We start from the raw sequence: 25,930 nt of genomic DNA, 5'->3' as shown, positions 1-25,930 counted from the left end.
AAGCAACCTAGAAAAGGTATTTTTCAACGGCTTCGGCAGTTCGCGTTTGCATGGGTTTGGTAAAAAAACCTAAGTTGGCGATAGAGCAAAGCTCAGCTCAAAAATACATTCCCGATGGGTTGCTTTTTTGCTAAGGAAGCGCAGAATTAAGTCCCCATTGGCTTCAGCGAGGTGTTTGAAGCAGTCAATTCTAGGCAGATTTCGCAAAGCATAGCCATCGCTATGGTTAAGAAGTCTAACAACGAAGTGACGCTTCCAAACCTCGCCCGTAGGAGCTTTGCAAAATTTGGTTAAGCGGTGTTGTCTCTTTTTGTCAGGTCTAGACATGACGGCAAACAGACGCCTTGCTTAACTTAAATTTTACTTTGCCTGAAGCCATTTGGACTTGTTCTGCGTTTCCCTAATCATTACAGCTTGTTTGAAAGAGCAAAAAGAAGATTTTAGCCATTGCATTTAAAAATTCAAGTTTTGCCGGGTATTTTTGCCGACTTTCACGAGGAAAACGCTAAGAATTTGATTTTTAGGCATAAATTTTCCGCAAACAGGCGTAAATAATTCCTACACCGTTTACTTATATTCGTTAAAATATCTGGCTATATTTTTTAACGAAACGCCAATGGCGCTTAATGGTTTTGGAGTAATGTTCAATGCAAACAATGGCAGATAGAGATGGTCTGATTTGGCTAGATGGTGAAATGGTTCCTTGGCGCGATGCTAAGGTCCATGTACTGACCCACACCTTACACTACGGTATGGGGGTGTTTGAAGGCGTGCGCGCTTATGAAGCCGAACAGGGTACTTCAATCTTCCGTTTGGATGCACACACTAAGCGTTTGATTAACTCATCAAAAATCATGAATATGCCAATGCCGTATGACCAAGCGACACTGGATGAAGCGCAGCGTGCGGCGGTTCGTGAAAACAATCTAAAGTCCGCTTACATCCGACCAATGGCGTTTTACGGTTCAGAAGGAATGGGATTGCGTGCTGATAATCTTAAAGTACACGTAATGGTTGCCGCTTGGGAATGGGGCGCGTACATGGGTGAAGAAAACCTAACTAAAGGTATCAAAATCGCGACTTCATCGTATACGCGTCATCACGTAAACGTCACCATGACCAAAGCGAAGTCAAACGGTCAATACATGAACTCGATGCTTGCTCTGCAAGAAGCGGTTTCGCACGGTTGTGATGAAGCGCTGTTATTGGATGTTGATGGCTATGTTTCTGAAGGTTCAGGTGAAAACTTCTTTATGGTTAAAGACGGTGTGCTTTATACGCCTGAGCTGACTTCATGTCTGGACGGTATTACGCGTAAAACCATTATGCAGTTGGCGAAAGAGAACGGTATTGAAGTTCGCGAAAAACGCATTACTCGCGACGAAGTTTATATTGCTGACGAAGCGTTCTTCACCGGTACCGCGGCAGAAGTAACGCCGATTCGTGAGCTGGATAACCGTCCTATCGGTGCTGGGTCGCGTGGTCCGATTACCGAGAAGCTTCAATCGCAGTACTTCGATATTGTGCACGGTCGCTCGCCAGCGCATATGGATTGGTTAACGCCAGTAGCTTAAGTAGAAGGGAGAGCCAGATGTCATCAAACTCAACCAATAGCCAAAAAGTGTATGAGGTAACGCATAAAGATTTACCGCTGCACTGCCCAACACCGGATATGAGCAAGTGGAATTCGCATCCGCGCGTGTATTTGCCGATTGAAAAAACCGGTAAAGCCAAGTGCCCATATTGTGGCGCGGATTACATCCTAACGGACTTTGATCCGAACGCTACCGGCGGTCACTAAGCGATAAGCTTTATACGGCGCAAATGAAAAACCGCTCAAGCAATCTTTCTTCGAGCGGTTTTTTTGTGCCTGTGATTTGTATCGTTTAATCAAAGGCGAGGTCAAGCATTTCGCATATTAAATGGTTGATGAGGGTATGGCCTTCTTGAATTCGAGCGGTTTTGGAGCTATTTACCTTAATGACCATGTTAGCTAAGTTGCTGACTTCACTATCGTCTTGGCCAATTAGTGCCAGCGTCTTGACCTGTTTCTGTTTCGCGGCCGCAAACGCTTTTAGCACATTTTCACTCTTGCCGGAAGTACTTAGTCCAATCAATAAATCGCCTTCTTGCGCGAGTCCTTCGACTTGGCGGGCGAACAGGGTTGAGAAGTCATAATCATTCGGGTGCGCGGTCAAAATAGAGGTGTCATTGGTCAAAGCAATGGATGCTAACGGTTGACGGTTTTTGACATAGCGCACCATTAATTCTGCCGCCATATGTTGTGCTTCAGCAGCACTGCCGCCATTGCCGCACCAAAGTACTTTGTTACCGTTTTTTAGAACGGCAATCATCGCTTTGGCAGCTTGTTGAATTTGTTCTGCTTGTGCAAATACCGAATCAACCGCTTGTTGATGTTCTTTGGCAACGGCATTGAAGTCTAGTTCAATTTTCATCATTTTGCTCCTCGGCGATTGAGGTTTGGATGCGTTCGACAATCTGGGTAGTTGAAAAGCCATCCCAGAAGCTGAGAATTTCCACTTTGCCGCCTTTGTCCCAAACGCAGTCACAACCAGCAATTTCGTGCGGTTGATAATCACCGCCCTTAACCAAAACGTTTGGTTCAAGATAGCAGATTAAATCGCGCGGCGTTTCTTCCGAGAAGGGAATTACCCAGTCTACACAGCTTAGTGAGGCAAGTAATTCCATACGGCTTTGTAAAGGAACAATAGGGCGTGTAGGGCCTTTCAGTTGTTGCACGGACTCATCGGAGTTGACAGCGATAATCAGCTTGTCGCCTTGTTTGGCGGCTTCATCCAAATAGCGCACATGACCGGAATGGAGAATATCAAAGCAGCCATTGGTAAAGACCACTTTCTTGCCTTGTTGTTGCGCTTGCTGAACCAGTTCTTTTAATTCTTGTTTGGACGGCGCGACATAACCTTGATGGCGTTGTGATAGGTGGAGTTTGTCACTGAGTTCCGCTAAGCTTGCGGTGGCCGTACCAACTTTAGCGACCACGATGCCGGCAGCGATATTGGCGAAGTGCAGAGCGTCTTTTAACGAATAGCCATTCGCGTAGGCGGCTCCTATCGTCGCAATCACGGTATCGCCGGCGCCGGTGACGTCATAAACATCCTGTGCTTGTGTGGCAAGGAAGTAAGGTTCCTGCTCAGGGGTGAAGAGCGCCATGCCTTCTTCGCTACGCGTTACCAATAGGTGTTTAAGCTGGAGTGACTGAATTAGTTCTTGGGCTTTTGTGGTTAATTCTGCGGTGTCTTGGAACTGTCCGGCAATTTGACAGAATTCAGATTGATTCGGCTTGATTAAAGTGGCACCGCTGTATTTCTGGTAACAATCGCCTTTCGGGTCGATAAACGATTGCACGCCCGCAGAATTACATGCTTGAATCATCTTTTGGATAGCGGTTAGGCTGCCTTTTGCATAGTCCGAAAACAGCACTAAGTCGAAATTTTTCACGATGTTGCTGATATTATCTGCAAAGCTTTCCGCGGTTTTAGCAAGCAAAGGTTCTTCAAAGTCCATTCGAATCAGCTGCTGATGGCGGCTTAGAATCCGCAGCTTGCGAATTGTCGGTTGTTCGCCAAAATGAAAGTGCGTCATGATATTTTGTTTATCAAGCAGTTGTTTGACCAGTATTCCGGCTTCGTCGTCACCGATCACTGCAGCCAGTTCGACATTAGCGCCAAGCGCTTTTAGGTTAAGAGCGACGTTGGCAGCGCCGCCAAGTCGAGTTTCATCGTCTTGAACTTTAACTACTGGAACCGGTGCTTCCGGTGAAATACGCTGCGTTGAGCCGGACCAATATTGGTCAAGCATGACATCGCCGATGACAAGAATTTTGGCTTTTGAGAAGTCTAATTTCATAGGGTGCTCATTTTTCTAATTTTAGGTTCCAGCGGTTATGTACCCAAAGATATTGCTCCGGGGCTTTGCGGATGGCGTCTTCATAAAGGTGATGCAGTCGTAAAGTGTCTTGGTAGTCGTCAGCTGGAAAATTGTCCAATGCCGGCAGGAATTCTACTTCGTAATGAATACCTTGCTCATCTTCAATGCGTCTAGTAAAAGTCGGTACTACCGCGCACCCAGTCAATTTACTGATTTTAGAGGTTGCTGGGTTACTTGGCGCTTCTTTTCCAAATAGAGGTACTCGAATTGATCCTTTAGCGCGGTATTTTTGATCTGGCAGAAAAGTCATAGCTCCGCCGTTTTTGAGTACTTTGAGCATCTGGCGAGTATTGCTGTTCGAGACTGGTTCAACGGTCTCACCATTATCAAATTGAATACTCCGACCTTGGGCAATCAGATAATCCATAAAAGGGTTGTCGTGCGGGCGATAAACCGCATGGTAGTTGGTTAAAAAAGAGACGAACAAGCCGGTCACTTCAAGGGTCGTAAAGTGCGGCGCTAAAATTAAAACGCCTTTGTTGTCATTCAATGCATGCTGAAGATTTTCTGCTCCAATAAAGCGAACGATAGAACGCTCGAATGCATTTTGGTGATTTTTTTTATGGTCGCCATGCCAAATGATTGCCATCTCGGCAAAGCCGGTTCCCAAGCTGACAAAGTGCGCTTTAAGAATCGCTTTCAGTTCGTCCGGTGTCTTTTCCGGAAAAGCGATTTGAATATTGGCAGTAGCAATTTTACGGCGTCTTGGCGCTAACCAATACATCATGTTGCCGAGTAGTTTACCAACAGTGAATTTGCTGTTGTAAGGCAACCAACTGAATACTTTCAGTAAGCCTACACCGAGCCAAATGCCCCAATATTTGGGGTGCAAGAAATCTCGGCCGGAAAGCGGTTTAGTGTTTTTTGAACTAGACGTTTGCACCAATTTGCTCTCCCTTTTGGTACAGACTGGCGTATAGCCCATTGGCAGATATAAGTGCTTGATGGTCGCCTTGTTCGACAACCTGGCCATGCTCCAACACGACAATCTGGTCAGCATTTTCAATGGTGCTCAAACGGTGCGCAATAATAATCACGGTGCGATCTTGGCGTAGTGTTTCCATCGCTTCCTGAATCATCTTCTCGCTTTGATTGTCCAGCGCGGAAGTGGCTTCATCCATAATTAAAATCGGAGCATCTTTGAGAAAAGCACGGGCAATAGCGATCCGTTGTCTTTGTCCGCCGGAGAGCAATTCGCCCTTGTCTCCTATATTAGTATTTAGACCGTCCGGCAGTTTTTCAATAAACTCCCAAGCATGGGCTTTTTTCGCCGCTGTGATGATTTGCTCTTCGCTAATGCCGGATTGTCCGTAAGCGATATTGGTCGCAATGGTGTCATTGAAAAGCACGACTTTTTGGCTGACAAAAGCCATCTGTTGACGTAGGAAGTCGAGTTCAATGTCTTTGAGGGGGGAGCCGTCTAATAAAATGGTGCCGTTTTGTGGTTGATAGAAACGCGCTATTAGATGGACAAGCGTTGATTTACCGCTTCCGGACTGCCCAACTAAAGCGGTCGTTTTACCAGCAGCGATATGCAAATTTAGGTGATCAAAAGTTGCCTTATCGGCGTTTGGATAGGTGAATTGCATATCCTTGAAAATAATCTCGCCTTTGATGGCTTTGGGTTTCAATTCCCCGCAATTTTCTTCGTCCGGTAAGTCAAGTAGGCTAAAAATACTCTCTGCGGCAGCCATTCCTTTCTGCACGGTTTCATTGATATTGGTTAGGCGGCGAATCGGTTCAAAGGTTAAAGCCATCGCGGTAATAAATGATAGTAGTTCGCCAGGGGTAAACATGTCTTTGGCGGACATCTGCATGGCGATATAAACCACGATAGCTAAGGCAATGGCGGCCAACACTTGAACCAATGGCACATTCAGCGCTGAGACTTTGGTGACATTTAAGGTATTGGTCAAAAGACTTTTTGCGGTGTTCTGAAAACGGTTCTGTTCGTAGTTTTCCGCGCCATAGATTTTAATATCCTGATAGGCGTTTAAGCCTTCTTCCAGTTGATGCGTCATCTGCCCCATGTCGGCTTGCATATTGCGGCTGGAATTACGCATTAGCTTACTGGCTTTATTAATAATAAATGCGACTACAGGGCCAATCAAAAGCATCAGCAAAGTCAGTTGCCAAGAGATATAGAGTAGATAGGCGACCAGTGCGGTAACCGTCAAGCTGTCGCGGATAATAATCACCCAAGCGGTTGATAGAGCATTGCTCGCCTGTGGTACATCATAGGTGATTTTCGACATCAGCTTGCCGGTTGAATAGGCTTGGAAATCGCTGTACGGCAAAGACTGCATTTTGCGATACATTTCCGAGCGGATGTCAAGAATGGCGCTTTGGGCAATCCATTGGCTAAATACCTTACTGAAATATTCGGCAATTCCTTTAACGATAAATACACCGGCCAACAAAATTGGCATCATCACAAATGAGTCAGGGTTTTTGGCAATCAGACTTTCATCAACCAGTTCTTTGAGAATCCAAGCGGTAGCAGGTTCCATCATGGCGATAAAAATCAGCGCTAGCAAGGTTACCGCTATCAGCTTTTTATACGGCAAAATATAGCGTAATAAACGGCGATAAAGGCTTAGGGTCGCACGGTCAAGCATTGTTATTCTCGATGTAAGATTTTATTAACCACTATATTCGCCCAGCCTTCGGCTTTAAACTTTTTGTCTAGGGCTTCGCGATCATAATGTTCAGTTAACCACTCTTCAAAACTGACATCTGGGTGCTGTTTGGCAAAATCCAGAAAAGCCTCAAAAAAGAAATCCAATTTTCCAGTGTCTGCCCAACGGAAATGCCCATATTTCATACTTAATTGCGCCAGAGCTTCACTAATCGGCAAGCCTTCAACAAAATGTTTATAAAACACACTCATCATTCCCGCTCGGTCGGCACCGGACTTGCAATGAATGAGGATAGGATATTTTGCGTTTAGCAAAATTTCTTTAGACGTTAACACATCCTCAATGGTAGGGAGTTGACGTGATGACATGGCATGGTTTATTAACTTTATGTCTTGCTCCTCACAGGCCTCTTTTTCGAGCAAATAGGCCCCAGTTGTATCAGCCCGACGAACACTTAAAATGGTTTGAATCTTATATTTTCGGTGTAATTTACGAACAAAATAAGGGGAGGGATGGTTGCTTCGGTAAGCTTCTGGATAGCTATTCGCTGAAATTTGATAAAAATTACGGAATAGTGCTCGAAGAATACCATGGTCTTTCAGGTTAGCATGGAGATAGGCTTTTAGGCGTGCAAGTCGACTATTGAGCAGGGTCATCCGGTTTTGTTCCGTTTTGGGAAATCCTAGTGATGGATTTTCATTATTTAGTTTAGTGCTTTCAGCTTTTATGTAGGTAAAAAGCGAAACTCAAATTATAAGAAAAGCTGTATGATAAGCCATCTTGAATCGGATAAAAAAGTTTTAGTGAATATACGCAAGGTAGTACATGACAAAATCGAACACAAAAATCCATAAGATTCTTTTAGTTCGAATGAGTGCGATGGGTGACATAGTCATGGCAACCCCGCTTTTGAAGGCGATTAAACGGCGCTATCCGCAAGCAGAAATCTCTTGGGCGGTACAGCCTGAATTTGCCGATGTAATCCGTGGTCATGAACTACTCGATGAATTAATTATCATTCCTAAAGGTCAATGGACAAAAGATTTTAAGGCTCTGCATTGGGTTAGGCTTTGGAAAGAAATCCGTCGTTTAAAAAAACAGTTGCGTGCCGCAGAGTTTGATTTAGCAATTGATCTGCAAAGTCTTGCTAAAAGTGGGATTTTAGTGAAATGGTCGCAGGCAAAACGCAAAATTGGCCTTAATTCGCGTGAAGGTTCGCAAAAGTGGATGGATGAAGTGGTTGACGGTTCGGTTGTTACCGGCGAACTGATTAGCTCAGAATATCAAGCGATGGCCGAATATTTAGGCTGCTCAATAGATAGCTTTCAGATGCGTCTTCCGGCAAACCTTGATACACCAAGTTGGAAAGAAATTACTACAGAACTTGGCTCTGACTACCTGGTTTTTTGCCCCTTTACTACTCGTCCGCAAAAGCACTGGTTTGATGAAAATTGGCAGGCTTTAGCCGCACTTCTACCCGCAAATAAAAAAATTGCGATTCTTGGTGGGCCAGGGGACACGGTTGCTGCTGAATCTTTAATGAAAAACATGCCTGGTAATGTCGTCAATCTCGTTGGAAAAACGCGAATCCAAGAAGCCATCGCTGTTATTCGTCACTCGAATGGCGTGATTGGTGTCGATACAGGCCTAACCCATATGGGTATTGCTGAAAATAAACCAACCTTGGCACTGTTTGGTTCAACGCTACCCTATTCAAATACTCGTAGTGCTAAAGCAAAGGTTCTTTACCATCAACTTGACTGCTCTCCATGTCGCCGCAATCCTACTTGTGAAGGGCGTTTTGACTGCATGAGAGCTTTGTCACCAGAATGGGTGCTGCAAGAGTGGCAAGTGTTAAATCAAGGGGTAAATGTTGAGGTTCGTTTGTGAAGGTCTTACATATTGAGCTTGGTAAGCATCTCTATGGAGGAGCTAAGCAAGTCACCTTTATTATGCAGGGTCTGCAAGATGATTTTGCGGTGGAAAATATATTGTTGGCGACGCGCGGCAGCGTGATTGCCGAAGAGATGAAACAGCGCGGTTTTAGAGTGATTGAAATTACTGCTAAAGGCGATTTGGATATTGGTTTGCTATGGCGCATCAAAAAGGTAATTAAGCAAGTTCAAGCCGATATTGTGCATGTACACAGTCGCCGTGGTGCGGATGTTTGGGGTGGCTTAGCGGCAAAACTCGCGGGCGTGCCGGCTGTTATTTCTCGCAGAGTGGATAACCCGGAGAGTCGCTGGGTAACTAAACATAAATACGGTCTCTATCAAAAAGTGATTACTATTTCTGATGGCATTCGTGATGTTTTAATCAGTCAGGGAGCTTCCGAAGAACAAGTCGAGTGTGTAAGAAGCTCGGTAGCGAAAGATGCCACTAGTGAATGCAATGCTGAGGCATTTAAAGAGCGTTTTAATTTGCCTCAAAACGCTTTGGTTATTGGTGTTGTAGCTCAGCTTATTGAGCGCAAAGGGCATGCCTATCTGTTGCAGGTTCTACCGGAATTGCGCAAAGAATTTCCCGATATAAAAGTGCTTTTCTTTGGCAAAGGAAAGTACCAAGGAAACTTAGAACAGAAAATTGACGCGCTTGGTTTGCAAGAAACCGTCCAATTCACTGGGTTTTGCGATGATATGCCCGCTCTTTTTGGTTGCATTGACCTGTTAGTCCATCCCGCTTTAATGGAAGGATTGGGGGTTTCTTTATTGCAGGCATCGCAACAAGCTGTACCGATTGTCGCTTCGGCAGTAGGCGGTATTCCAGAAGCGGTTGAGGACGGTCATAATGGTTTATTAGTAGCACCGGGTGATTCCAGAGCTTTACAAAAAGCGATTACTCATCTTTTAGAAGATAATTCACTACGAATAGCTATGGGTGAAAATGGCAAGCAATTAATGCGCAACAAATTTTCTGTAGAACAAATGGTTAAAGGCAACTATCAGATTTATGTTGAGGTGTTAGGTTGATGAAAGTTTTACATATCCTTCGCTCAAAAGGTATTGGGGGAGCCGAGAAGTATGTTCTGAATCTAGCACTAGCGCTAAAGGAAATCGGAGTTGAAAGTGAGTTTGCGGGTATTAAAGATGGTTGGCTGTACCGGCAGATGTTGAATAATGGCTTTAAAGTTCATTCATTACGCATGAAAGGATATTTTGACTTAGCTAGTATTTTTAGATTAGCTCGAATTTTAAACGATGGTCAATTTAACTTGGTTCATGCCAATTTGATGCGTGCTAGTTTCTATGCAAAATGGGCGGTTAAATTCGCAGGAACGCGGCTTGTGATGACTGCTCATTCAACCAATACCCACAAGCGTTTTTCTAAAAAACATCAGATTATTGCAGTTTCCAATGCTGTTAAAGACAATCTGGTTGCGCATGGTTTTGATGAAGATAAGGTGCATGTGGTTTTGAATGGCGTTCCGGAAGTTGGGCGTGTTGAGAGTATTGATGTTCAGCGCCAGCTTAGGCGGACTTTAGGGGCGGATGACAAATTAACGTTTTTAATGGTCGCTCGCGTTTTTAAAGACAAAGGTCACGATCTGATGGTGTCAGCTCTCGAACAATTAGAAGCGGGCAAGCTAGCTAAGTTACAGGTAGTGGTAGTCGGTCCCGCAAGCACTGAGTGGGCTCAAGATTTAAAGAATCGTTCACAAAAACTAGGGTTGCCAATTCGATGGGTTGGGCAAGTGGATCAACCGAAAAATTATTATCAAGCCAGTGATATTTTACTTTTACCTTCTAGAAGAGAAGCGATTTCTCTTACGTTGTTAGAAGCGTGTTCAGCTGGTCTAGGGATTATTGCATCTCGAACGGGCGGGATTCCTGAGGTCATTAAACACTGCCAGAACGGTTTTCTGTTTGAATCGGAGAATGTGAGTGAATTAACCCTTGCTATCGAACAGGCAGTTGATTTCCCAGATGACTTTAATTTGTATGGGCAGGGTGCTTTGAAAACATTTTCTGATGGTTTTTCAATACAAAGAAACGCACAACAAACCGTTTTGGTTTATCAGGGAGCATGCAATGAAAATGCCTAGAATATCCGTTCTCATGTACCATCAGGTTGGCAACTTTTCTGGTATCACCGCTCATGGTGCAACTTTTTGTCGTTTAAGCCGTTTTAAATCACAGATGTGGTGGTTGAAAAGAATGGGCTATAACGTGATTTCACTTGACCACGCTTTGCAAGGAATCCGTGGGGAAGTAAGACTGCCTAAGCATAGTGTTGTTCTTACCTTCGATGACGGATATGTCAATTTTTATGAGCATGCCTTTCCAATTTTAAAGAAATATGGTTTTCCTGCTACAGTCTATATGGTCAGTGGTTTAATTGATAAGCAGGCAGAGTGGCTGGAAAAGAGTGGATTGCCTTTAGCGCCGTTGATGAACAAGCAGCAGTTAAATGATATTAAGCTAGCAGGAATAACGATTGGTGCGCATACTCACAGCCATCCCCGTTTGGCTGAACTTACCTCAGAGCAAGCCTTTGATGAAATTGTTCACTCTAAGCGCGAATTGGAAGAATGCTTACAGGATGAGGTGCAGCATTTTTGTTATCCCTATGGATCCTTGAATAAAGAGGTGATGAGACTGGCTGCTGAAGCAGGATTTGAAACAGCAACCAGCTGTCAACGAGGAGCCTGGACTTCTGAGCATGATCTAATGGCAATCCCAAGAAAGGCGATTTCGTTTGGCGATGATTTGGCCGGCGTGTGGTGGAAAATACACATGAAGCATAAGCTTAAAGGCAAGCTGATCTTACGATGAAAGTCTCGCTATATATTGCCGCTACGCCTTGGAATTTTCTAAATAGTTTCGTTTTTGCTTCGCAAAGAAAAGATGAGCGAAGCTATTTGATGTATGTTGACTTTCCGATCAACCAACCCAATCCATATCTTGATGCACTGTCTAAAATCGATTCGCCGTTTGAACAGAGTTGGTGTTTTCATGGCAAATTTAAGGGAGCTTGGAAGAAGTGGCGCAGTCGGGTTAGAGAGTTAAATGAAATTAAACAAATTGTTGCTGAGTTAAAACCGGATCAGGTTTTTGTTGGCAGTGACCGTCGCATTGAATTTCAATGCGCAATGACTGAGGCAGTTAAGCATAAACCTGAGGTTAAAGGCATCTATCTTGATGAAGGTGTTTTTAGTTATACCTGTCGTAGACGCTCGCAAACTTGGCGGGATCGTGTGCTTGATTCTTGGATAAAAAAACGGATGTATCCGTGCGACTGGAAGCATCCAATTACAATTGGCGCTAGCGAATGGATTTCGGAAGGGTGGTTGCTCGCTCCAGAAAAAGCGTGTGGTTTATTGAAAGACTTGCTCCTGTTAAATCCCATTCCTTTGAATTTTTACCAGAGTCCAAGGCTGCAAAGTTTATTAGAACAATTTATTTCTGACGATCAGGCGCCACTGCTAAACCAAGCTTATGACTTGTTGATTATTCTCCCTCATCCGTCAAATTTATCGGTAAGTCTACAGCAGCAATATGCTGAATATTTAAGCAAGCAAACTGGTTTGAGAATTGCGGTTAAAAAACATCCACGAGATGGTTCTAATTTGAATTGGCTAGAAAACATTGTGAAGCGAGATAAGAGGATGTCATTTTCCATTCTTCCATCGGCTTTGCCATTGGAATTAATATTACCTAAATTATCTTTTTCCGATGTTGTATCAGCGCCTTCTACCGCTTTACTGACGGTGAAATTATTAAAAAAGGATGTTGGGATTAATATCTTAACGGATGAAGCTGAGATTCATCATAGTGAGTTCCAAGAATTACTGTCCTAATTATTATTAAATGGATTAAAGAAATGTTGCACGTTATTTGTTTGAAATGGGGAGATAAATATAGCCCAGATTATGTAAATCGTCTGTACAAGATGGTCAAAAATAATCTTAATCAGCCATTTAAATTTCACTGTTTGACTGAGGATGCCGAGGGTGTTGACGAAGTTATCATTATTGAAGATTTACCTGAATTAGGTCTTGAAGGATGGTGGTACAAGTTAGTTATTTTCCAGAGAGGGTTTTTAGGTTTATCCTCACAGGACAAAATTCTTTTTTTAGATTTGGATATTGTAATTACGGGTTCTCTAGAACCCTTGATTACATATAGCGATAAGTTTTGTATTTCGTCAGATATTAATGAAGACCGCTATAACAGCTCGGTACTCTGTTTTAATGCTGGCCAATACGCTTTTATCTGGGAATCTTTTTGGGCACAAAAAGAGTGGATTATTAAGCAGATGCATGGCGATCAAGACTGGATTGAATATGTTTTCAAAGAAGCAGTGATTTATCCTAAAACACTAATCAAATCGTTTAAATTGGATTTGGATGCGAAGGTTCAATACTCTTTTGGTGCTCTGGGAAAGGCACTGCGTAATCACTTTTCAATCTTTTCTCCCAAGGGCGAAGTTGCTTTCCCACATGGAACAAGCATTGTTTTGTTTCATGGAAAACCTGATCCGAAAGATGTAATCCATGAACCTTATGATAAGTATAAGAAAGCACCGTGGATTGAAGATGTTTACCGAGCACCATCAATGGATTAGAGGTTTAGTTTTAAATAATAATCAAAAAAGTGGTTGAATATAGAGTTCGATGCTTTTTGTGCGAAAAATAAACTTTAAAAAATGAGGAATGGTTGTGAGTTCATCCCCTAAATTTTTGGTGGTCATGCCTTCGTATAATCGCGGAAAATTAATTGTGCGCTCAGTTAATTCATTGATTGAACAAGATTACGCTAATTGGCATCTTTATATCGTTGATGATGGATCTGATAAACCGACTAAAGACGTATTGGAGCACCTGCAAACATTATCTGGCAAGATTACTGTTTACCACCTGCCAAATAATCAAGGGGCTAATGCAGCTCGGAATCAAGCTCTTGATATGATTATGGCAGAAAATGACAGTGGCTTTGTCACCTTGTTGGATGATGATGATTATATGGTTCCTAGAGCTTTTTCTAATATGGCTGAAAAAATCCAGAAAAATCCTCAAGTGCAATGGTGGATTGGTAATGCGATAGATACAAGAGGTGAAAAAATCTCAAAATTGAAACGTTATGGTGAATTAAATTATTTGGATGATTATTTTTTAGGCAGAACGGTCAAACGAGATGTAGCGCATTTTATTTCATTAGGAGCTGTATCAAGCAATCGTTTTACGAGGCTATATAAAAATGCTGAAGAGTGGGTTTGGTTTTTGGCAATCGCGCAAAAAACGCCTAATTTTTTTGCCTTAGATAAAAATATTCAAATCAAAGAATATCAAGAAACCGGATTAATGGCGACTAACCCTAATCGTAAGGCGAAGCTTGATGTGTTGGCTCTTAGGGAAGAGTTGTTGAAGCCTTTTCCCGCGAAGTATGTTGCTAAGCAACAGTTAGTGGCTGCTAGAGAGGCAGCTAAATTAAACCGCCCAATATATTCTTTTGAAAAGTTAATGGCTTGTTACTCTAAGCTTTGGCTTAAACCAGACTGGTATGCAATATTTTTGTTTTGGCTATTGCGTGCTCCGTTTTCTGTTTTTGGTGCTTTACATAAAAAGGCTAACTTGGTTGATTAGAAGCTTGTAAAGAGGCTGTTTGTGTCCTAAAGAGATTTGTTTTTAAATGAAATGATTCTGAAAATCTGTTCTAAAGAGTTCAAGTTTTTTGATCGCTGTAAGTTTTCTTTTATATTTTTGGTATTAAAGCTTAATATCACATCAGTAAAGTCACCTTCTGGAATAAAGCTTTTTGTTAGCCCCATATTTTCGAATGCGTTAACTCTATCTGGTTGGTCTGGAGTTATTGCACATGATAATGTTGGGGTGTTAAGAGATATCGCTTGAGAAAGAGTCCCTCCACCGTTTATTATTGCGAACTTTGCAGATTCTAAAAGACAAATGAATTCATTTGGAGTCATGAAGTCGATACATATATGATCATTATTTCCTTCGGGTATTTTTAATGGGAATGCTTTTCCAAATATATGTAAAACTTTGATTTGATTTTTTTCTTTTAATTTACATAAATTTTCGTGAATAATTTCATTGTAGTATTGGTTGTTCTGGTTTTTGTCTCCGCCAGAACCCAAACTCACAAGGATGTAATTTCCTGCCGTGAGGTTGTATTTTTTTAAAGTATTATTTTTTTTGATTAGACTGCAGGTTTGAAATATTGGTCCAAGATAATGAGGTTTACTTTTATTAAAAAATAAACACTTGATTCTTTCTGATAATCTTAGTTTTGGTAATGAAGATTCATATTGATCAACCAAATGAAAATCTATATTCATAATCCTATTTAATTTAAGGCCTCTTGCTCTCATCTCTTTTGAATAGCTAATAAATATATTAAATGATCCTGTTTTTTTAGAAGCTCTGAATAGTTTTGAACTCCCCGCGCCAATAAAAAAGCTGAAGTTGGGTTTGATCTTTCGTGTTTCTGGTATAAGTATTTCGTCGCTGTCAGTTGGCGTTTTTTCTGTCAGAATAACATCACAATCAAAGTTTTTTATAAACGGAGAGTTCTTGTGTAGAGCAATATGGAATGAGATATTTTCAACTCTTTCACTAAGAAAATTAATAATTTGTATTGCATTTAGCGTTTCACCACTTCCCTTTTCACCCGAAGAAGGGATTAATAAAACTTTAATGGGTGTTTTATTTTTTTGGCAGTTCTTCATTTATTTTATAAGTGATACAAGTTTGGAAAACAGAGTTTTTCGACAATCTTTATCAATTATCCATGTTGTTATGTCAAAGTAATGGTATCGTTTTCTAAATAATGCGAGCCCATTGATAATTTCATTAGAGTTGGCTTGTTGTAACTTGGGTGTATAAAAATGGCACTTTGAATTGTATTTGGTTAGACCAATAGATAGTTTATTTTCAAAAGGTAAATTATGGAATCTAGCTAAATGACTAAGAGTCGCTTTTTCGCTGTCACAAAACTTAAGAAAAATGGGAGTTTTATTTCTTATATCATTTTTCATTCTGGCTAATCTTCGATTCCACTTATCATAGGCATCTTCTTTAGAGTCATAATGTAAGAAGTGAATTTCAATGTCATTGTCAATACATCCTATTGGATAAGAAACTTCTTCGGAGAAATATTTGGAGTTTTCTTTAAAGCTAATTGGTTTACTGGAATAGTAGTCAAAGTTTTCAAGGTACTTTAGATAGCAATCAGGGTAAAGGTAAAGCCCAATGAAAGGTGTGTTGTATTCTCTTTTTAATGTTTTGTATAAACTAAACCCCCAGCAATTGTTAGAAATTATGATGAAGTTTATATTGTTTAAATATTTTCGTTCTCTATTTTGGCTTATCAAGTTGAGGAGTTGTTTTCTCATAAAAAATGCTTAAATTTTATTCTCATTAAAATGCTTTTTAAATAGAAAAGCAGAAAATAAGATTAGTAATAAAGATGTGTTGGAACGCCATAAATAGCTTTCGGCAAGTGGGATAATTAAAAATAAAATAAGTAAGCCAACTTTAATAGGATTGAGTTCATTTTTTGGAGTTGTTTTATAGTCTTGGTAAGTTAGGTATCCAATAGTTAGATAAATTCCAACTAATGATAATAATCCAATGATTCCGCTTGTAGTAAAAGTAAATAAGTACTGATTATGGGGATTGCTCGTAGACCAATATTTTACATTTTGAGTGCTCATTATTTTTTCGTACTCTTTTGCAAAGTCCCCGATTCCAACACCCAAAACGGGATTTTCTTTAATTATCTCAATACTGGCATACCAGCTGATTAGCCTATGGCCAAGACTTGTTTCTGCATTGTTATTTTCAAATAGATGAGTAATGTCATCTTTTCCGATATCTACACGTTGTTTGAAATCGTCTAGTGTACTGTATGCAATAAGTGGAATTACGGTTGTTAAAGCTAGGCTTAGCGTGATTGCTTTGAATTTTGCTTTTGGAAATCTGAGTAAAAACACTACAAATAAGAGTCCTAATAAAGCAACCATCCCCGTTCTACCATGTGTAAAGAATAGATTAATGATTATTGTCGTGGAAAAAAGTACTAAGCTAATTCGCTGCCACGTTTTTAATTCCTTCCACCCGAGTATTAATCTGCTTAACATCATGTACGCAGCAAAAGCAACAATTGGACTGTAGAGGACGTGGCCAATAAAGGCGGTGTGATCCCACAAGTTTGGGTCGTTTGGGGCTTTCCCCATGTCCGTTATTCCTAGCCACATTGAATAAGAAAGAATTTCAGAAAGTGCAATACCTAGAAAAAATGCGGCAAGGTAGTGTGTTTGAAATTTAGTATTAATTAATAAAAGAATGACTGGAAAAAATAAATACGGAAGGTATTTTTCCGAAAAGTGTAACCCTTGTTCTAAGTTATCAGTCCAGATCAAAGAGATAAAAGCAGTAAAGGCAAAAAATACAAATGCTTTACTTAGTGGATGCTTTAAGGCTTGAGTTAACTGCTGTGATAAATTGCCTGACAAAGTCCAGAAGAGCATGGCGAGAACCAGTAAAGTGTTAACTGGTGCTGCCTGAATTGGTAAAAAAAAGAATGCTGGTATTATTAACAACTCAGCTGTTGTTTTTGAAATTCTTCTTAACTTTGATTGAGAATAGTTGAGGTGCATAGCATGAATTAGCTCAAATTTTTCTTATTGCGAATACTATAAGGCTTTCTATCTGAAGCTGAGTAGTAGGTTCTCGAAATCATCTCGGCGAGTATTCCGCTGAGTAAGAATTGCACGGACATGACCATTAACAGTACGCTGATGATGAGTAGTGGTCTGGTTCCAATGTCTTCGCCAAGCAGTTTAATCACGCCTAAGTATGCTAGCCCTAGGCTTCCTAAAGCCCCAAATCCTAGTCCTATTTGTCCGAAGAAGTGTGATGGACGAGCGCGGAATTTCATAAAGAAGAAGACAAACAATAAGTCGATAATCACGCGGAAGGTTCGGCTAATGCCATATTTCGATTCGCCAAATTGGCGGGCGTGGTGAGTAACGACTTCTTCTTTGATGCGTGACGGTAGGGTTTCGGTTGCCATCCAGGCCGGAATAAAGCGGTGCATTTCGCCATAAAGGGTGATGCTTTTCAGAATGCTGGCACGGTAAATTTTTAAGCTACAACCATAGTCGTTTAGGGTGACGCCGGTCATTTTGCCAATCAGTCGGTTAGCAATGCGTGATGGGATTTTACGAAGTACCAAATCATCTTTGCGGTCTTTTCGCCAGCCGGCAACCAAATCTAAATCTTCGTTAACTAGGCGCTCAACCATGCGAGGAATATCTTTCGGGTCGTTTTGCAAATCGCCGTCTAAGGTGGCGATAACTTCGCCGCTTGCTGCGTCAATTCCGGCCTGCATTGCGGCGGTCTGACCGTAGTTTCTTTGCAGGTTAATGACTTTAAGTGCCTCGCCAAATTGTTCGGCTTGCGTCGTTAAAAATTCCGCGGTCTGGTCGCTACTGCCATCGTTTACGACAATCAGCTCCCAAGGCTGTTCATAATTTTCGAGTGCGGAAAAAACCGTGGAAACCATTGGCTCGACGTTTTCTTGCTCGTTATACATTGGGATGACAATAGAGAGATGATAGCTTTGCATGAGTTTTACCTGACTGTCTGTAAGCGGTGCTTTTTAACTTTCAATAGCACTTAGAATGATTGTGCTCGAATTATAGCGCAATCCTTATTAAGTTTTGCTCATAAGGATTGCGGCGACTAGTTTTTGGGGAGTAGTTTGGCAAATATGGCACTAAGGATGCTGCTCGAAAGCAATAGTAGATGTAGATTTATCGCCGCGCTAACGACCGAGTTTTCGGTTAATTCGAGTTGGCTCAATGCTAGCCAAACTCCGGCTTCATAAGTTCCGAAACCACCAATGCCGTGAATAGGCAGTACGCTACTTAACTCGCCGCCTACGCTACCAAGAATCGCCAGGTTATAGTCGATGTCGATAAACCAGCTTAAAATCCAAGCAAGAACCAGTAATTTGATTGTCCAGTTAACGATTGTCCACAGCCAGCTCCAGCCGAATTGCGATAGGTTTTGTGGAAGGCCGGCAATGATTTTACGAGCTATATTGTTGAGTTTGTGGTCGGCCGAGAATAATTTAAGTAAAGGTTTTTGTAAGGCATAAAGCATAAAGGGTATCGCTAGCCATACAGTGCTTACAGCCAGTATTTGTAAGGTGTTAAGCCAGAGGCTGGCGAGCGCAATCAGAGCAATAAGTAGCAATGTATGCAGATCTAGGATGCGGAACCACAAAAGAGCCGGCAGGGATTTTTCCAAACCAATCTGAAACTGACTTTTCATTAAAATAGGAAAACTAGCTTCGCCGGAACGCATTGGTAGTAGGTTGTTCCAGAAATTGTGCAGTAACATCAGTCGTGCGCAACCAAGCATCTGCCGAGTTTGAGTTAACTGAAAGTAATGTATTAGGCGTCCGGCACGGACTGCATAGGTTATAAAGAGTAAAGCTGTGGCCATTGCGACTTGAGCGGTTGGTAGCGTTTGCCAAGGTGCAAACACGGTATGCCAGCCGATAAAGTATTCGACTAACGCGGCAAGTGCGAGCAGAAGGCTGCTCGAAATAATCCATTTTAGATGTGGCATTGATTTGCGATTTACATTGCCGAAGCGCTAGTCTGTTGTAGTGCGCTCTTAACCATTTTGCTTAAGCCGGTTGCGGCGCCTTTGTTTTCTTCTAATGGTTCACGACACCAAACCGGATCAGGCCAAGCTTCGTCGTGTTCGCTGCGGAACACTAAATGTAGGTGTAGCCATTCGTTTTTATTGCCAATTTTGGCTAAGTTGTAATGCCCCATGCCATTGGTTTCTCTTAGTTCTTCTACTAAGCGATGAATTTGCCCGTAAAGCAGTAGCGTTGAGTTAATGTTTTCAAGCGGGTATTTAGGGATAAAAATCAACCACGGTACGCGGGTTTCTTTTGCCAAAATGCTGAAAAATGGCAGTTCCGCTACCACTTGTGTTCCAGGGAACAGTGCAGTTAAATTTTCAGGGCTGTGGTCTGTGACGACTTTATCCATAATTTTCTCTTTATTTAATTAGACCTTCGGCTGCGGGGTTGCAGGCGGTTTTTGGTTTAGACCAATCTTCTTGGTGAATTTGCCCATTTTACCTAATCTCACTGTAGAATGAGCAGCAAAACCGTTTTCCACTACCATAAACCTGTGAGTTGACTTCTTGCATGCAGAACAGTGCTGTTTATTTGGCTTCATCGTCGCCGCGCCGTCACGAATTGCTGGAGCAACTCGGCATTGAGTTTACCGTTGTTTTGGCTGAAATTGATGAAACGCCGCAAGCCAATGAGGCACCGCTAGCTTATCTTGTGCGCATGGCGGAGCACAAAGCAGAAGCCGCTGCCATCAAGATTGATGTAAATGACGATGATTGGATTATTGCCGGCGATACCTCTTTGGTTTTAGATGGCGAAATTCTGGGGAAACCTAACGATGCCAATCATGCTAAATCCATGCTAAGTCAATTGTCTGGTCGAGGCCATCAGGTATATTCGTCTATTGCGGTCTGGCATCAAGGTAAGGTGCAATCTTCAGTTAATATTACTGAAGTCAATTTTGCCGAAATTGAGGAAGACGAAATTACTGCGTATGTCGCTAGTGGTGAGCCGATGGACAAAGCCGGTGCTTATGCGATTCAAGGGCAGGCTGCCAGATGGGTCAAAAATATCAATGGTAGCTACAGTGGCGTTATGGGATTGCCGCTGTATGAACTGAGCCAGCTTTTAAAGCAAAACGGGTTTCACTTAAGATTTTAATCATAATTGTCAGAGAATAGTATTTGCCGCATGACTCTGAATAAAGGCTAATTGCATGCATAACGAAGAAAAAATTCTAGTTAACGTGACCCCGAATGAGACCCGTGTTGCATGGGTGGAAAACGGGGTTTTGCAAGAGGTTTGGGTCGAGCGTTCCAGTAAGCGTGGTTTGGTCGGTAATATTTATATGGGCAAGGTCGACCGAGTTCTTCCGGGAATGCAGGCGGCGTTTGTTAATATCGGTTTAGAACGCGCTGCTTTCCTGCATGTATCTGATGTGTGCCATAAGTCAGTGGGTTCGGATGATGAAGAATGCGACGATATTGCTAAGTTATTGCATGCCGGACAAAAAATTATGGTGCAGGTGGTAAAAGACCCGCTTGGCACCAAGGGCGCGCGCGTGACCATGCAGGTCACCATTCCGTCACGTATGCTGGTTTATATGCCAACCGAGAAGACGCTAGGCGTTTCTCAGAAAATCGATTCCAATACCGAGCGCGAACGTTTGCGCGAAATGGTCAAGCAGATTCCTGAGTATGAAAATTCCGAAGGCGGTTTTATTGTTCGTACTGTCGCGGAAGGCGTGGATTTTCATGAAATGCGCGCCGATATGATTTATTTGCAACGTTTATGGTCTGGCATTCAAGAAAAAACCCGTAGTACTCGTAAGCCGACGTTATTGTATGAAGACTTACCTTTGTATTTGCGTATCTTGCGTGATATTCCGATCGAACGTATTGAAAAAATCCGCGTTGATTCCAGCGAGACGCACAAAAAAATGCAATGCTTTGTCGATACCTACGTGATGGAGTTAAGTGATCGTCTTGGTTTGTATCAAGGCGAGCGCCCGATTTTCGATTTGTACAATATTGAGGAAGAGATTCAAGCGGCTTTACATAAGCGCGTTAATCTTAAGTCCGGCGGTTATCTGATTATTGATCAGACCGAAGCGATGACCACGATTGATGTCAATACCGGCGCTTTCGTCGGGCATCGTAATCTGGAAGAAACCATCTATCGTACCAATCTCGAAGCAACCCAAGCGATTGCGCGTCAACTGCGGTTACGTAATTTGGGTGGTATTATTATTCTTGATTTCATTGATATGGAAGATAAGAACCATCAAAAACACGTTTTGACGACACTTGAAAAAGAGCTGAGTCGAGATCGCGTGAAAACCACGATTAGTAGCATCTCCAGTCTTGGCTTAGTAGAGATGACGCGTAAACGTACTCGTGAGAGTTTGGAACGTACTTTGTGTGAGCCTTGCCCGGTTTGTAATGGGCGTGGTTCGGTCAAAACTGCGGAAACGGTTTCTTATGAAATTTTCCGTGAAATCACGCGTATGGCTCGTTCTTTTGAAGCTAAACAATATCGAGTCATTGCCGCTGAGGCGGTGGTTTCGCGTATTATGGATGAAGAGTCGAATAGTGTTGCTGAGCTGGAGGCATTTTTGGATAAAAGTATCCGCTTTCAAGCCGAGAGTGCCTATGCTGCTGAGCAATACGATGTCGTTATGATGTAACCATCTCTATGCGGGGTGTGAATGTTAATTAAGCGCACACATCTATTCCTAGAAATTCTTCTGGGGATTTTTATTGCCTATCTATTGTTGATGCGCTTGGCGATTGTCGGCTTGCAATCCTACCCGCAACAATCTTTACAATTCTTAAGCGATCTTAGCGGTTGGCAGTTTAAGGTCAGCGCGATTGAGCTTGAGCAAACTTGGCTGGGCGCGAAGTTTGAACTGTCCGGTCTAGAAGTCGATAACCCCTATATTCAGTTGCAGGCGGAAGAACTGTCCGGCGATATTAATATCTTTGCGCCAATGATTCCGGTTATCAGTTTTGGTGAGCAGCTGAATGCGCAACAAGTTAGCTTGAGAGTCAAAGAATCCTTCAGTGACAAAGAAACAAATGAGTCACTTTCTAACCTTTCACAGCTCAATAGCGCTTACCGAGACGTTGTTGATTTTCTGCGTTCGCAAAACTTTACCCGCCGCTGTTGGCAAAAAATTACCATAGATGGTTTGGTCGTTAATGACTTTATGGGGCCGGATACAGCGGTTCAGGTCGATAATCTCGATTTAATTAAAGCGAGCCAAATCAACTTGATTACCGAATTTGGTGTGCGCTATCACGATGTTTTGGATTTTGAGCGTTTCAATCTAAGGATTAACCTCTCAACCAATTCTTGGGGCGGCTTGGATTTTGGTTCGATTAATTTGGTTTCTTATGAGCCGCTACAAGTAAATCGTCTAGCTGAGTTATTGCCGGTTAAGTGGGCGGAGATCCTTCCTGCCGGTGAACTGTTGCTGGATTGGCACACAAGTTTTCAAGATGCCGAGCTAGCGGACTCGGTTGCAAAAATTAATGCCCAAGCGTTGCAGTGGCAAGAAGATGATGAAGTTTTACCGAACAGTGTTGGCATTGAGCTACGTTGGAATCCGCGTTTAGATGCAAATTTAGATAACACTATTGCCAACTTTGAATTAGTTAATGTGCAATTGGATAATCAATTCGTTAAAACGCTTTCACCGGTGCAGTTACGTTTGTATCCGCAGCAGGAGTTAGAGCTTTTGGCGGATCGTTTTGATATTTCGCCTTTTAAAGATATGTTAAGGGTGTTTGTTGAAAATGACTATCTGGCAGAGTTGCTGAATCAAGCGGTTGAACTGGATGTGACCGATTTCGTCTTTAGATTAAATTGGCAGACATTAGAGATACCGAATTTACGTACGCGTTTTGCTCGTCTTGGAATTCCTTTAACCGATTATCCGGGGGTGGCAACCCAAAATTTATCCTTAGTTAAGCAGGGTGATATTTTATTACTTGAAGCGGATGAGCCTATTTGGGTTCTGGAGCCGAAGGTTCATCCTCTACCAGTAAAAGTCAGTTTACCGAAAACGGTTGTTCTGAATTACTCTGATCAGAGGTTCAGTATCGATCCGGTGGATTTTTCGGTGGATCGTTTCAGAGTTTCTCTGGAGTCATTTGATGTTTCGGCTGAAAGCCTATCCATTTTTGCCGATATCAAGGCACGCAAGGTGAAAGATGTGTTGGCTTATTTGCCTTATGGGATGTTTGGCGAAGGGCTGAATCGTTGGTTGGTTAACAGTAACGTCGCAGGAGAAAATCCTAATTTCAAGGTGAGTTTTAAAGGCTCCTTAGCTGAAAATAATTCGAATTGGTTAAGTGGTTTGTCGGTAGTTGGCTCGGTTGATAAAGCGAGCTTGAAGTTTGATAAGTCATGGCCAAAGATTGAGCCTAGTGACATTGATTTTGAATATCGAAACTGCGAATTAAGTTTTGATAGCGAAAAACTTAATCTACAGGGCGTTAGTGCGCCGGCAAAAGCGCGGGTCAAGTTTTCGGATCTATCGAAAAAAGATATTGCCCTGAATGTTCAGGCCAGTGTGATGGCATCTGTTCCGCAGGCCGTGGCTTATCTTGCGCAAACTCCGTTGCCGAAAAAAGTCGGTCTAGATAAATACATGCATCAAAATGAAGCTTATGCAGGGCATGCAAAAGTGACGCTTGCTGATGTGTGGATTCCGATAAGTGGTTTTAAAGGTAAAGAAGAAACCGTTGTTGGAAGCGTTCGACTACAAGATGCAAAGGTTGCTTTAGATGGGGTGCCAGAAATTTCTAAGGTAGATGGTGACTTATCCTTCACGGAAAAGACCTTGAAGGCTAATAAGGTTAAAGCGTTGCTTTTTGACAACCCTGCTGTGCTAGATATTGCTACCGACCTGAAAAAAGCACAGATGAACTTTACCGTGCAAGGAAGTGAGCATGATTTAAGCAGAGAGTATTTTGCCAAGCCGCTTCCTTTTCAACTTACTTTTTCTGTCCCGACTAAAAAGCATCAATTAGTGACGACTTTCTCTGGACGCGCACAAGTTCAACAGGCACAGAGTCTATTGCCTTATCCGTTTTCGGTTCAAGATTTAAACAAGCCTTTGAGTATTTCGGGTCAGATCGGCGAGAGTTTGTCTGTTAGTTTATCTCAACCTGATGTTGCTAAAGTTGACGTCGTTTACAGCAGTGAGCAAGATAAATTCATTAGTGTAAAAGGTTATGTCGGTAAACAGGTTTCGGCAAAAACAAAATTGAGTGACTCTGGTTCATATATTCACGGTGATCTCGGTCAGTTAAGTGCAGCAGCGTGGTTACAGTGGTGGAATAGCTTAGCGAGTGAAGAGGGCAAAAACCCGTTTTCTAATATTGACTGGCACAATAGTTATCTGAATATTGATAACCTGAATTACAAGAATCAATCTTTTACTAATGCTCGAGTTGAGCTTGAGCGGCTGGAATCGAATCTGAAAGTGTCGGTAAAGAGTAATGAATTGGAAGGAAGTGTATTTATTCCTGAGAAAGGTGCGCTTAATGTGCAAATTGAACGTGCCGTTTTAAAGTCTGATAAATCTGGGGAAGCTCATGATCAATTAATCTGTGCGGTTAATAAGCGTGAAGCTAAATACCCTGAAGTGAATGTTCTGGCGAGAAATGTGCAATTTGATAGCTATCCTTTTGAGTTAGTGCGTTTCAGTTTAGAGCCCAATGAATATGGCTATGCTACCGAAGATGTATCGGCACAATTTAGTCAAGGGGCGGGTGTAGTCACGGCAAATTACCGTTATGATCAGAATCGAAATCTGAGTGCTGCCGAAATTGATGTGAGCTCGAAAAAATTACAGCAATTGATGAAATACTTAGGTGTCAGTAAGGGGGTGACTTCTAAGCAGGCGGACATTCATGCGGAAATTGCATGGTTTGGCGGTTTTGAATGTTTTACTTTAAATGGTCTGTTTGGACGGCTTAATTTCAAATTGGACGAAGGTGTTGTCGAGGATGTTGAGCCTGGCGTTGCTCGATTGCTAGGCTTATTAAGTGTCGATTCATTAGCGCGTCGCTTAAAATTGAATTTGGATGATGTGACGAATGAAGGGCTTATATATGATGATATTAAGGGTAAAGCTATTCTCAATAATAGTAAGCTTCAGTTGGTTAATTTAGATTTAGATGCTCCGGCAGTGAAAGTGGCGATGTTGGGACTTATTGATATGCAAAAAGAAGAATTTGCTCTGAAGGCTAATGTGACTCCTTCAGTTGGGTCTTCTTTGCCGACGATTGCTGCTTTGGCCGGTGTTGCAAATCCGATTGCTGCTTTAGCCGTTTATACCGTAATGAAAGTATTACCGGATATAAATGAAAATCTGATTACTTACCGATATAAGATTGATGGTCCATGGAAAGAACCCAAAATAGAACTGGTACCCCAAGCTGTCGAGTAAAGTATTCCTGTTTAAATTAAAAAGCCGCTATTAAGAAAGCGGCTTTTTGCATTTCTGGGTTAGGGAATGTGTGAGTGAGGGGGTCGTATGGGTTGGTTTTGTGGAAAACCCTGTGGATAAGGTGTGAGTTTGTGGGTATAAGGGACAGGTTGGCACTGTTTTTGAATTTTTTTGTTATTTTTGCGAAAAAAGTGAAAAAAAGGGTTGCGAAGTTTTTGTAAATGCCTAGAATACGCACCTGT

24 protein-coding genes are annotated in these 25,930 nt (G+C 42.1%); 12 read left to right on the top strand and 12 right to left on the bottom strand.

Features of this window, described 5'->3' with window-relative positions:
- The first annotated feature begins 647 nt into the window (after positions 1-647).
- Positions 648-1,574, top strand: a complete 927-nt coding sequence (locus J3998_RS08745; RefSeq protein WP_208150207.1) for a branched-chain amino acid transaminase — start codon at positions 648-650, stop codon at positions 1,572-1,574.
- Positions 1,575-1,591: 17 nt separating this feature from the next.
- The gene (locus J3998_RS08740) at positions 1,592-1,801 is read left to right on the top strand and encodes a zinc-finger domain-containing protein (protein ID WP_208150205.1); all 210 of its coding nucleotides are present in this window, start codon (positions 1,592-1,594) and stop codon (positions 1,799-1,801) included.
- An 85-nt stretch (positions 1,802-1,886) separates the two neighbouring features.
- On the opposite strand, the gene J3998_RS08735 is transcribed toward J3998_RS08740, so the two are convergent.
- Genes J3998_RS08735 through J3998_RS08715 form a run of 5 tightly spaced genes read right to left on the bottom strand, consistent with a single transcriptional unit; the run spans position 1,887 to position 7,264 of the window.
- The gene (locus J3998_RS08735) at positions 1,887-2,456 is read right to left on the bottom strand and encodes a D-sedoheptulose-7-phosphate isomerase (RefSeq protein ID WP_208150202.1); all 570 of its coding nucleotides are present in this window, start codon (positions 2,454-2,456) and stop codon (positions 1,887-1,889) included.
- Positions 2,446-3,888: a bifunctional D-glycero-beta-D-manno-heptose-7-phosphate kinase/D-glycero-beta-D-manno-heptose 1-phosphate adenylyltransferase HldE gene (gene hldE, locus J3998_RS08730; protein ID WP_208150200.1), complete on the bottom strand. Its 1,443-nt coding sequence runs from the start codon at positions 3,886-3,888 to the stop codon at positions 2,446-2,448. Before hldE ends, J3998_RS08735 begins: the two co-directional genes overlap by 11 nt.
- A gap of 7 nt (positions 3,889-3,895) precedes the next feature.
- Positions 3,896-4,852: a lysophospholipid acyltransferase family protein gene (locus tag J3998_RS08725; RefSeq protein WP_341829260.1), complete on the bottom strand. Its 957-nt coding sequence runs from the start codon at positions 4,850-4,852 to the stop codon at positions 3,896-3,898.
- Positions 4,839-6,587: a lipid A export permease/ATP-binding protein MsbA gene (msbA, locus tag J3998_RS08720; RefSeq protein WP_208150198.1), complete on the bottom strand. Its 1,749-nt coding sequence runs from the start codon at positions 6,585-6,587 to the stop codon at positions 4,839-4,841. The genes J3998_RS08725 and msbA overlap by 14 nt, the downstream gene beginning before the upstream one ends.
- A 2-nt stretch (positions 6,588-6,589) precedes the next feature.
- Entirely contained in the window at positions 6,590-7,264 is a 675-nt protein-coding gene (locus tag J3998_RS08715; protein ID WP_208150196.1) for a fused DSP-PTPase phosphatase/NAD kinase-like protein, read from the bottom strand.
- Between the two features lie 169 nt (positions 7,265-7,433).
- Between J3998_RS08715 and J3998_RS08710 the strand changes: the two genes are divergently transcribed.
- The 7 genes from J3998_RS08710 (at position 7,434) to J3998_RS08680 (ending at position 14,190) form a co-directional block, all read left to right on the top strand.
- Positions 7,434-8,498 carry a glycosyltransferase family 9 protein gene (locus J3998_RS08710; RefSeq protein WP_208150194.1) on the top strand — a complete coding sequence of 355 codons (1,065 nt, stop codon included), beginning with the start codon at positions 7,434-7,436 and terminating at the stop codon, positions 8,496-8,498.
- Positions 8,495-9,577, top strand: coding sequence for a glycosyltransferase (locus J3998_RS08705; RefSeq protein WP_208150192.1), 1,083 nt, complete (start codon positions 8,495-8,497; stop codon positions 9,575-9,577). Before J3998_RS08710 ends, J3998_RS08705 begins: the two co-directional genes overlap by 4 nt.
- Positions 9,577-10,650, top strand: a complete 1,074-nt coding sequence (locus J3998_RS08700) for a glycosyltransferase family 4 protein (protein ID WP_208150190.1) — start codon at positions 9,577-9,579, stop codon at positions 10,648-10,650. The genes J3998_RS08705 and J3998_RS08700 overlap by 1 nt, the downstream gene beginning before the upstream one ends.
- Positions 10,637-11,380 carry a polysaccharide deacetylase family protein gene (locus J3998_RS08695; protein WP_208150188.1) on the top strand — a complete coding sequence of 248 codons (744 nt, stop codon included), beginning with the start codon at positions 10,637-10,639 and terminating at the stop codon, positions 11,378-11,380. The genes J3998_RS08700 and J3998_RS08695 overlap by 14 nt, the downstream gene beginning before the upstream one ends.
- Positions 11,377-12,405 carry a polysialyltransferase family glycosyltransferase gene (locus tag J3998_RS08690; protein WP_208150186.1) on the top strand — a complete coding sequence of 343 codons (1,029 nt, stop codon included), beginning with the start codon at positions 11,377-11,379 and terminating at the stop codon, positions 12,403-12,405. Before J3998_RS08695 ends, J3998_RS08690 begins: the two co-directional genes overlap by 4 nt.
- Before the next feature lie 23 nt (positions 12,406-12,428).
- Entirely contained in the window at positions 12,429-13,172 is a 744-nt protein-coding gene (locus J3998_RS08685) for a glycosyltransferase family protein (protein ID WP_208150184.1), read from the top strand.
- Positions 13,173-13,266: 94 nt separating this feature from the next.
- Positions 13,267-14,190 (top strand): glycosyltransferase, encoded by a 924-nt coding sequence (locus J3998_RS08680; RefSeq protein WP_208150182.1) that lies wholly within the window; start codon positions 13,267-13,269, stop codon positions 14,188-14,190.
- A 26-nt stretch (positions 14,191-14,216) separates the two neighbouring features.
- Here the strand turns inward: J3998_RS08680 and J3998_RS08675 are convergent, their stop codons facing one another.
- The 6 genes from J3998_RS08675 to J3998_RS08650 form a co-directional block, all read right to left on the bottom strand.
- On the bottom strand, positions 14,217-15,293 hold the full coding sequence (locus J3998_RS08675) for a glycosyltransferase family protein (RefSeq protein ID WP_208150179.1): 1,077 nt from the start codon (positions 15,291-15,293) through the stop codon (positions 14,217-14,219).
- Positions 15,294-15,959, bottom strand: a complete 666-nt coding sequence (locus J3998_RS08670; protein WP_208150178.1) for a DUF1919 domain-containing protein — start codon at positions 15,957-15,959, stop codon at positions 15,294-15,296.
- A 9-nt stretch (positions 15,960-15,968) separates the two neighbouring features.
- Complete coding sequence (locus J3998_RS08665) at positions 15,969-17,225, bottom strand: O-antigen ligase family protein (protein WP_208150176.1); 1,257 nt, start codon at positions 17,223-17,225, stop codon at positions 15,969-15,971.
- A gap of 8 nt (positions 17,226-17,233) precedes the next feature.
- Positions 17,234-18,196: a glycosyltransferase family 2 protein gene (locus J3998_RS08660; protein WP_208150173.1), complete on the bottom strand. Its 963-nt coding sequence runs from the start codon at positions 18,194-18,196 to the stop codon at positions 17,234-17,236.
- Between the two features lie 116 nt (positions 18,197-18,312).
- A complete protein-coding gene (locus tag J3998_RS08655) occupies positions 18,313-19,206 on the bottom strand; it encodes a lysylphosphatidylglycerol synthase domain-containing protein (protein ID WP_208150171.1) in 894 nt (297 codons plus the stop codon).
- Positions 19,207-19,217: 11 nt separating this feature from the next.
- Positions 19,218-19,640 (bottom strand): hypothetical protein, encoded by a 423-nt coding sequence (locus J3998_RS08650; RefSeq protein ID WP_208150162.1) that lies wholly within the window; start codon positions 19,638-19,640, stop codon positions 19,218-19,220.
- A 161-nt stretch (positions 19,641-19,801) separates the two neighbouring features.
- On the opposite strand from J3998_RS08650, the gene J3998_RS08645 reads away from it, so the two are divergent.
- From J3998_RS08645 to J3998_RS08635, 3 genes are read left to right on the top strand one after another with little or no spacing between them, the layout of a single operon-like run.
- Entirely contained in the window at positions 19,802-20,389 is a 588-nt protein-coding gene (locus J3998_RS08645) for a Maf family protein (RefSeq protein WP_208150160.1), read from the top strand.
- 55 nt (positions 20,390-20,444) lie between these two features.
- Positions 20,445-21,914 (top strand): ribonuclease G, encoded by a 1,470-nt coding sequence (gene rng / locus J3998_RS08640; protein ID WP_208150158.1) that lies wholly within the window; start codon positions 20,445-20,447, stop codon positions 21,912-21,914.
- Positions 21,915-21,935: 21 nt separating this feature from the next.
- Entirely contained in the window at positions 21,936-25,688 is a 3,753-nt protein-coding gene (locus tag J3998_RS08635) for a YhdP family phospholipid transporter (protein ID WP_208150156.1), read from the top strand.
- A gap of 16 nt (positions 25,689-25,704) precedes the next feature.
- Here the strand turns inward: J3998_RS08635 and J3998_RS08630 are convergent.
- The coding region (locus J3998_RS08630) for a hypothetical protein (protein ID WP_208150154.1) at positions 25,705-25,930 on the bottom strand (226 nt) is incomplete at its 5' end.

Source organism: Thiomicrorhabdus marina, from assembly GCF_017571465.1.
GTDB classification, from domain to species: Bacteria; Pseudomonadota; Gammaproteobacteria; order Thiomicrospirales; family Thiomicrospiraceae; genus Thiomicrorhabdus; species Thiomicrorhabdus marina.
This window is presented reverse-complemented; position numbering and strand designations above follow the sequence as displayed.

Bases quoted from the DNA above. Each gene is read 5' to 3' on its own strand.
- J3998_RS08745 (WP_208150207.1), top strand. From the start codon at position 648: ATGCAAACAATGGCAGATAGAGATGGTCTGATTTGGCTAGATGGTGAA.
- J3998_RS08740 (WP_208150205.1), top strand. From the start codon at position 1,592: ATGTCATCAAACTCAACCAATAGCCAAAAAGTGTATGAGGTAACGCAT.
- J3998_RS08735 (WP_208150202.1), bottom strand. From the start codon at position 2,456: ATGAAAATTGAACTAGACTTCAATGCCGTTGCCAAAGAACATCAACAA.
- hldE (WP_208150200.1), bottom strand. From the start codon at position 3,888: ATGAAATTAGACTTCTCAAAAGCCAAAATTCTTGTCATCGGCGATGTC.
- msbA (WP_208150198.1), bottom strand. From the start codon at position 6,587: ATGCTTGACCGTGCGACCCTAAGCCTTTATCGCCGTTTATTACGCTAT.
- J3998_RS08715 (WP_208150196.1), bottom strand. From the start codon at position 7,264: ATGACCCTGCTCAATAGTCGACTTGCACGCCTAAAAGCCTATCTCCAT.
- J3998_RS08710 (WP_208150194.1), top strand. From the start codon at position 7,434: ATGACAAAATCGAACACAAAAATCCATAAGATTCTTTTAGTTCGAATG.
- J3998_RS08700 (WP_208150190.1), top strand. From the start codon at position 9,577: ATGAAAGTTTTACATATCCTTCGCTCAAAAGGTATTGGGGGAGCCGAG.
- J3998_RS08695 (WP_208150188.1), top strand. From the start codon at position 10,637: ATGAAAATGCCTAGAATATCCGTTCTCATGTACCATCAGGTTGGCAAC.
- J3998_RS08690 (WP_208150186.1), top strand. From the start codon at position 11,377: ATGAAAGTCTCGCTATATATTGCCGCTACGCCTTGGAATTTTCTAAAT.
- J3998_RS08685 (WP_208150184.1), top strand. From the start codon at position 12,429: ATGTTGCACGTTATTTGTTTGAAATGGGGAGATAAATATAGCCCAGAT.
- J3998_RS08675 (WP_208150179.1), bottom strand. From the start codon at position 15,293: ATGAAGAACTGCCAAAAAAATAAAACACCCATTAAAGTTTTATTAATC.
- J3998_RS08670 (WP_208150178.1), bottom strand. From the start codon at position 15,959: ATGAGAAAACAACTCCTCAACTTGATAAGCCAAAATAGAGAACGAAAA.
- J3998_RS08665 (WP_208150176.1), bottom strand. From the start codon at position 17,225: ATGCACCTCAACTATTCTCAATCAAAGTTAAGAAGAATTTCAAAAACA.
- J3998_RS08660 (WP_208150173.1), bottom strand. From the start codon at position 18,196: ATGCAAAGCTATCATCTCTCTATTGTCATCCCAATGTATAACGAGCAA.
- J3998_RS08655 (WP_208150171.1), bottom strand. From the start codon at position 19,206: ATGCCACATCTAAAATGGATTATTTCGAGCAGCCTTCTGCTCGCACTT.
- J3998_RS08650 (WP_208150162.1), bottom strand. From the start codon at position 19,640: ATGGATAAAGTCGTCACAGACCACAGCCCTGAAAATTTAACTGCACTG.
- J3998_RS08645 (WP_208150160.1), top strand. From the start codon at position 19,802: ATGCAGAACAGTGCTGTTTATTTGGCTTCATCGTCGCCGCGCCGTCAC.
- rng (WP_208150158.1), top strand. From the start codon at position 20,445: ATGCATAACGAAGAAAAAATTCTAGTTAACGTGACCCCGAATGAGACC.
- J3998_RS08635 (WP_208150156.1), top strand. From the start codon at position 21,936: ATGTTAATTAAGCGCACACATCTATTCCTAGAAATTCTTCTGGGGATT.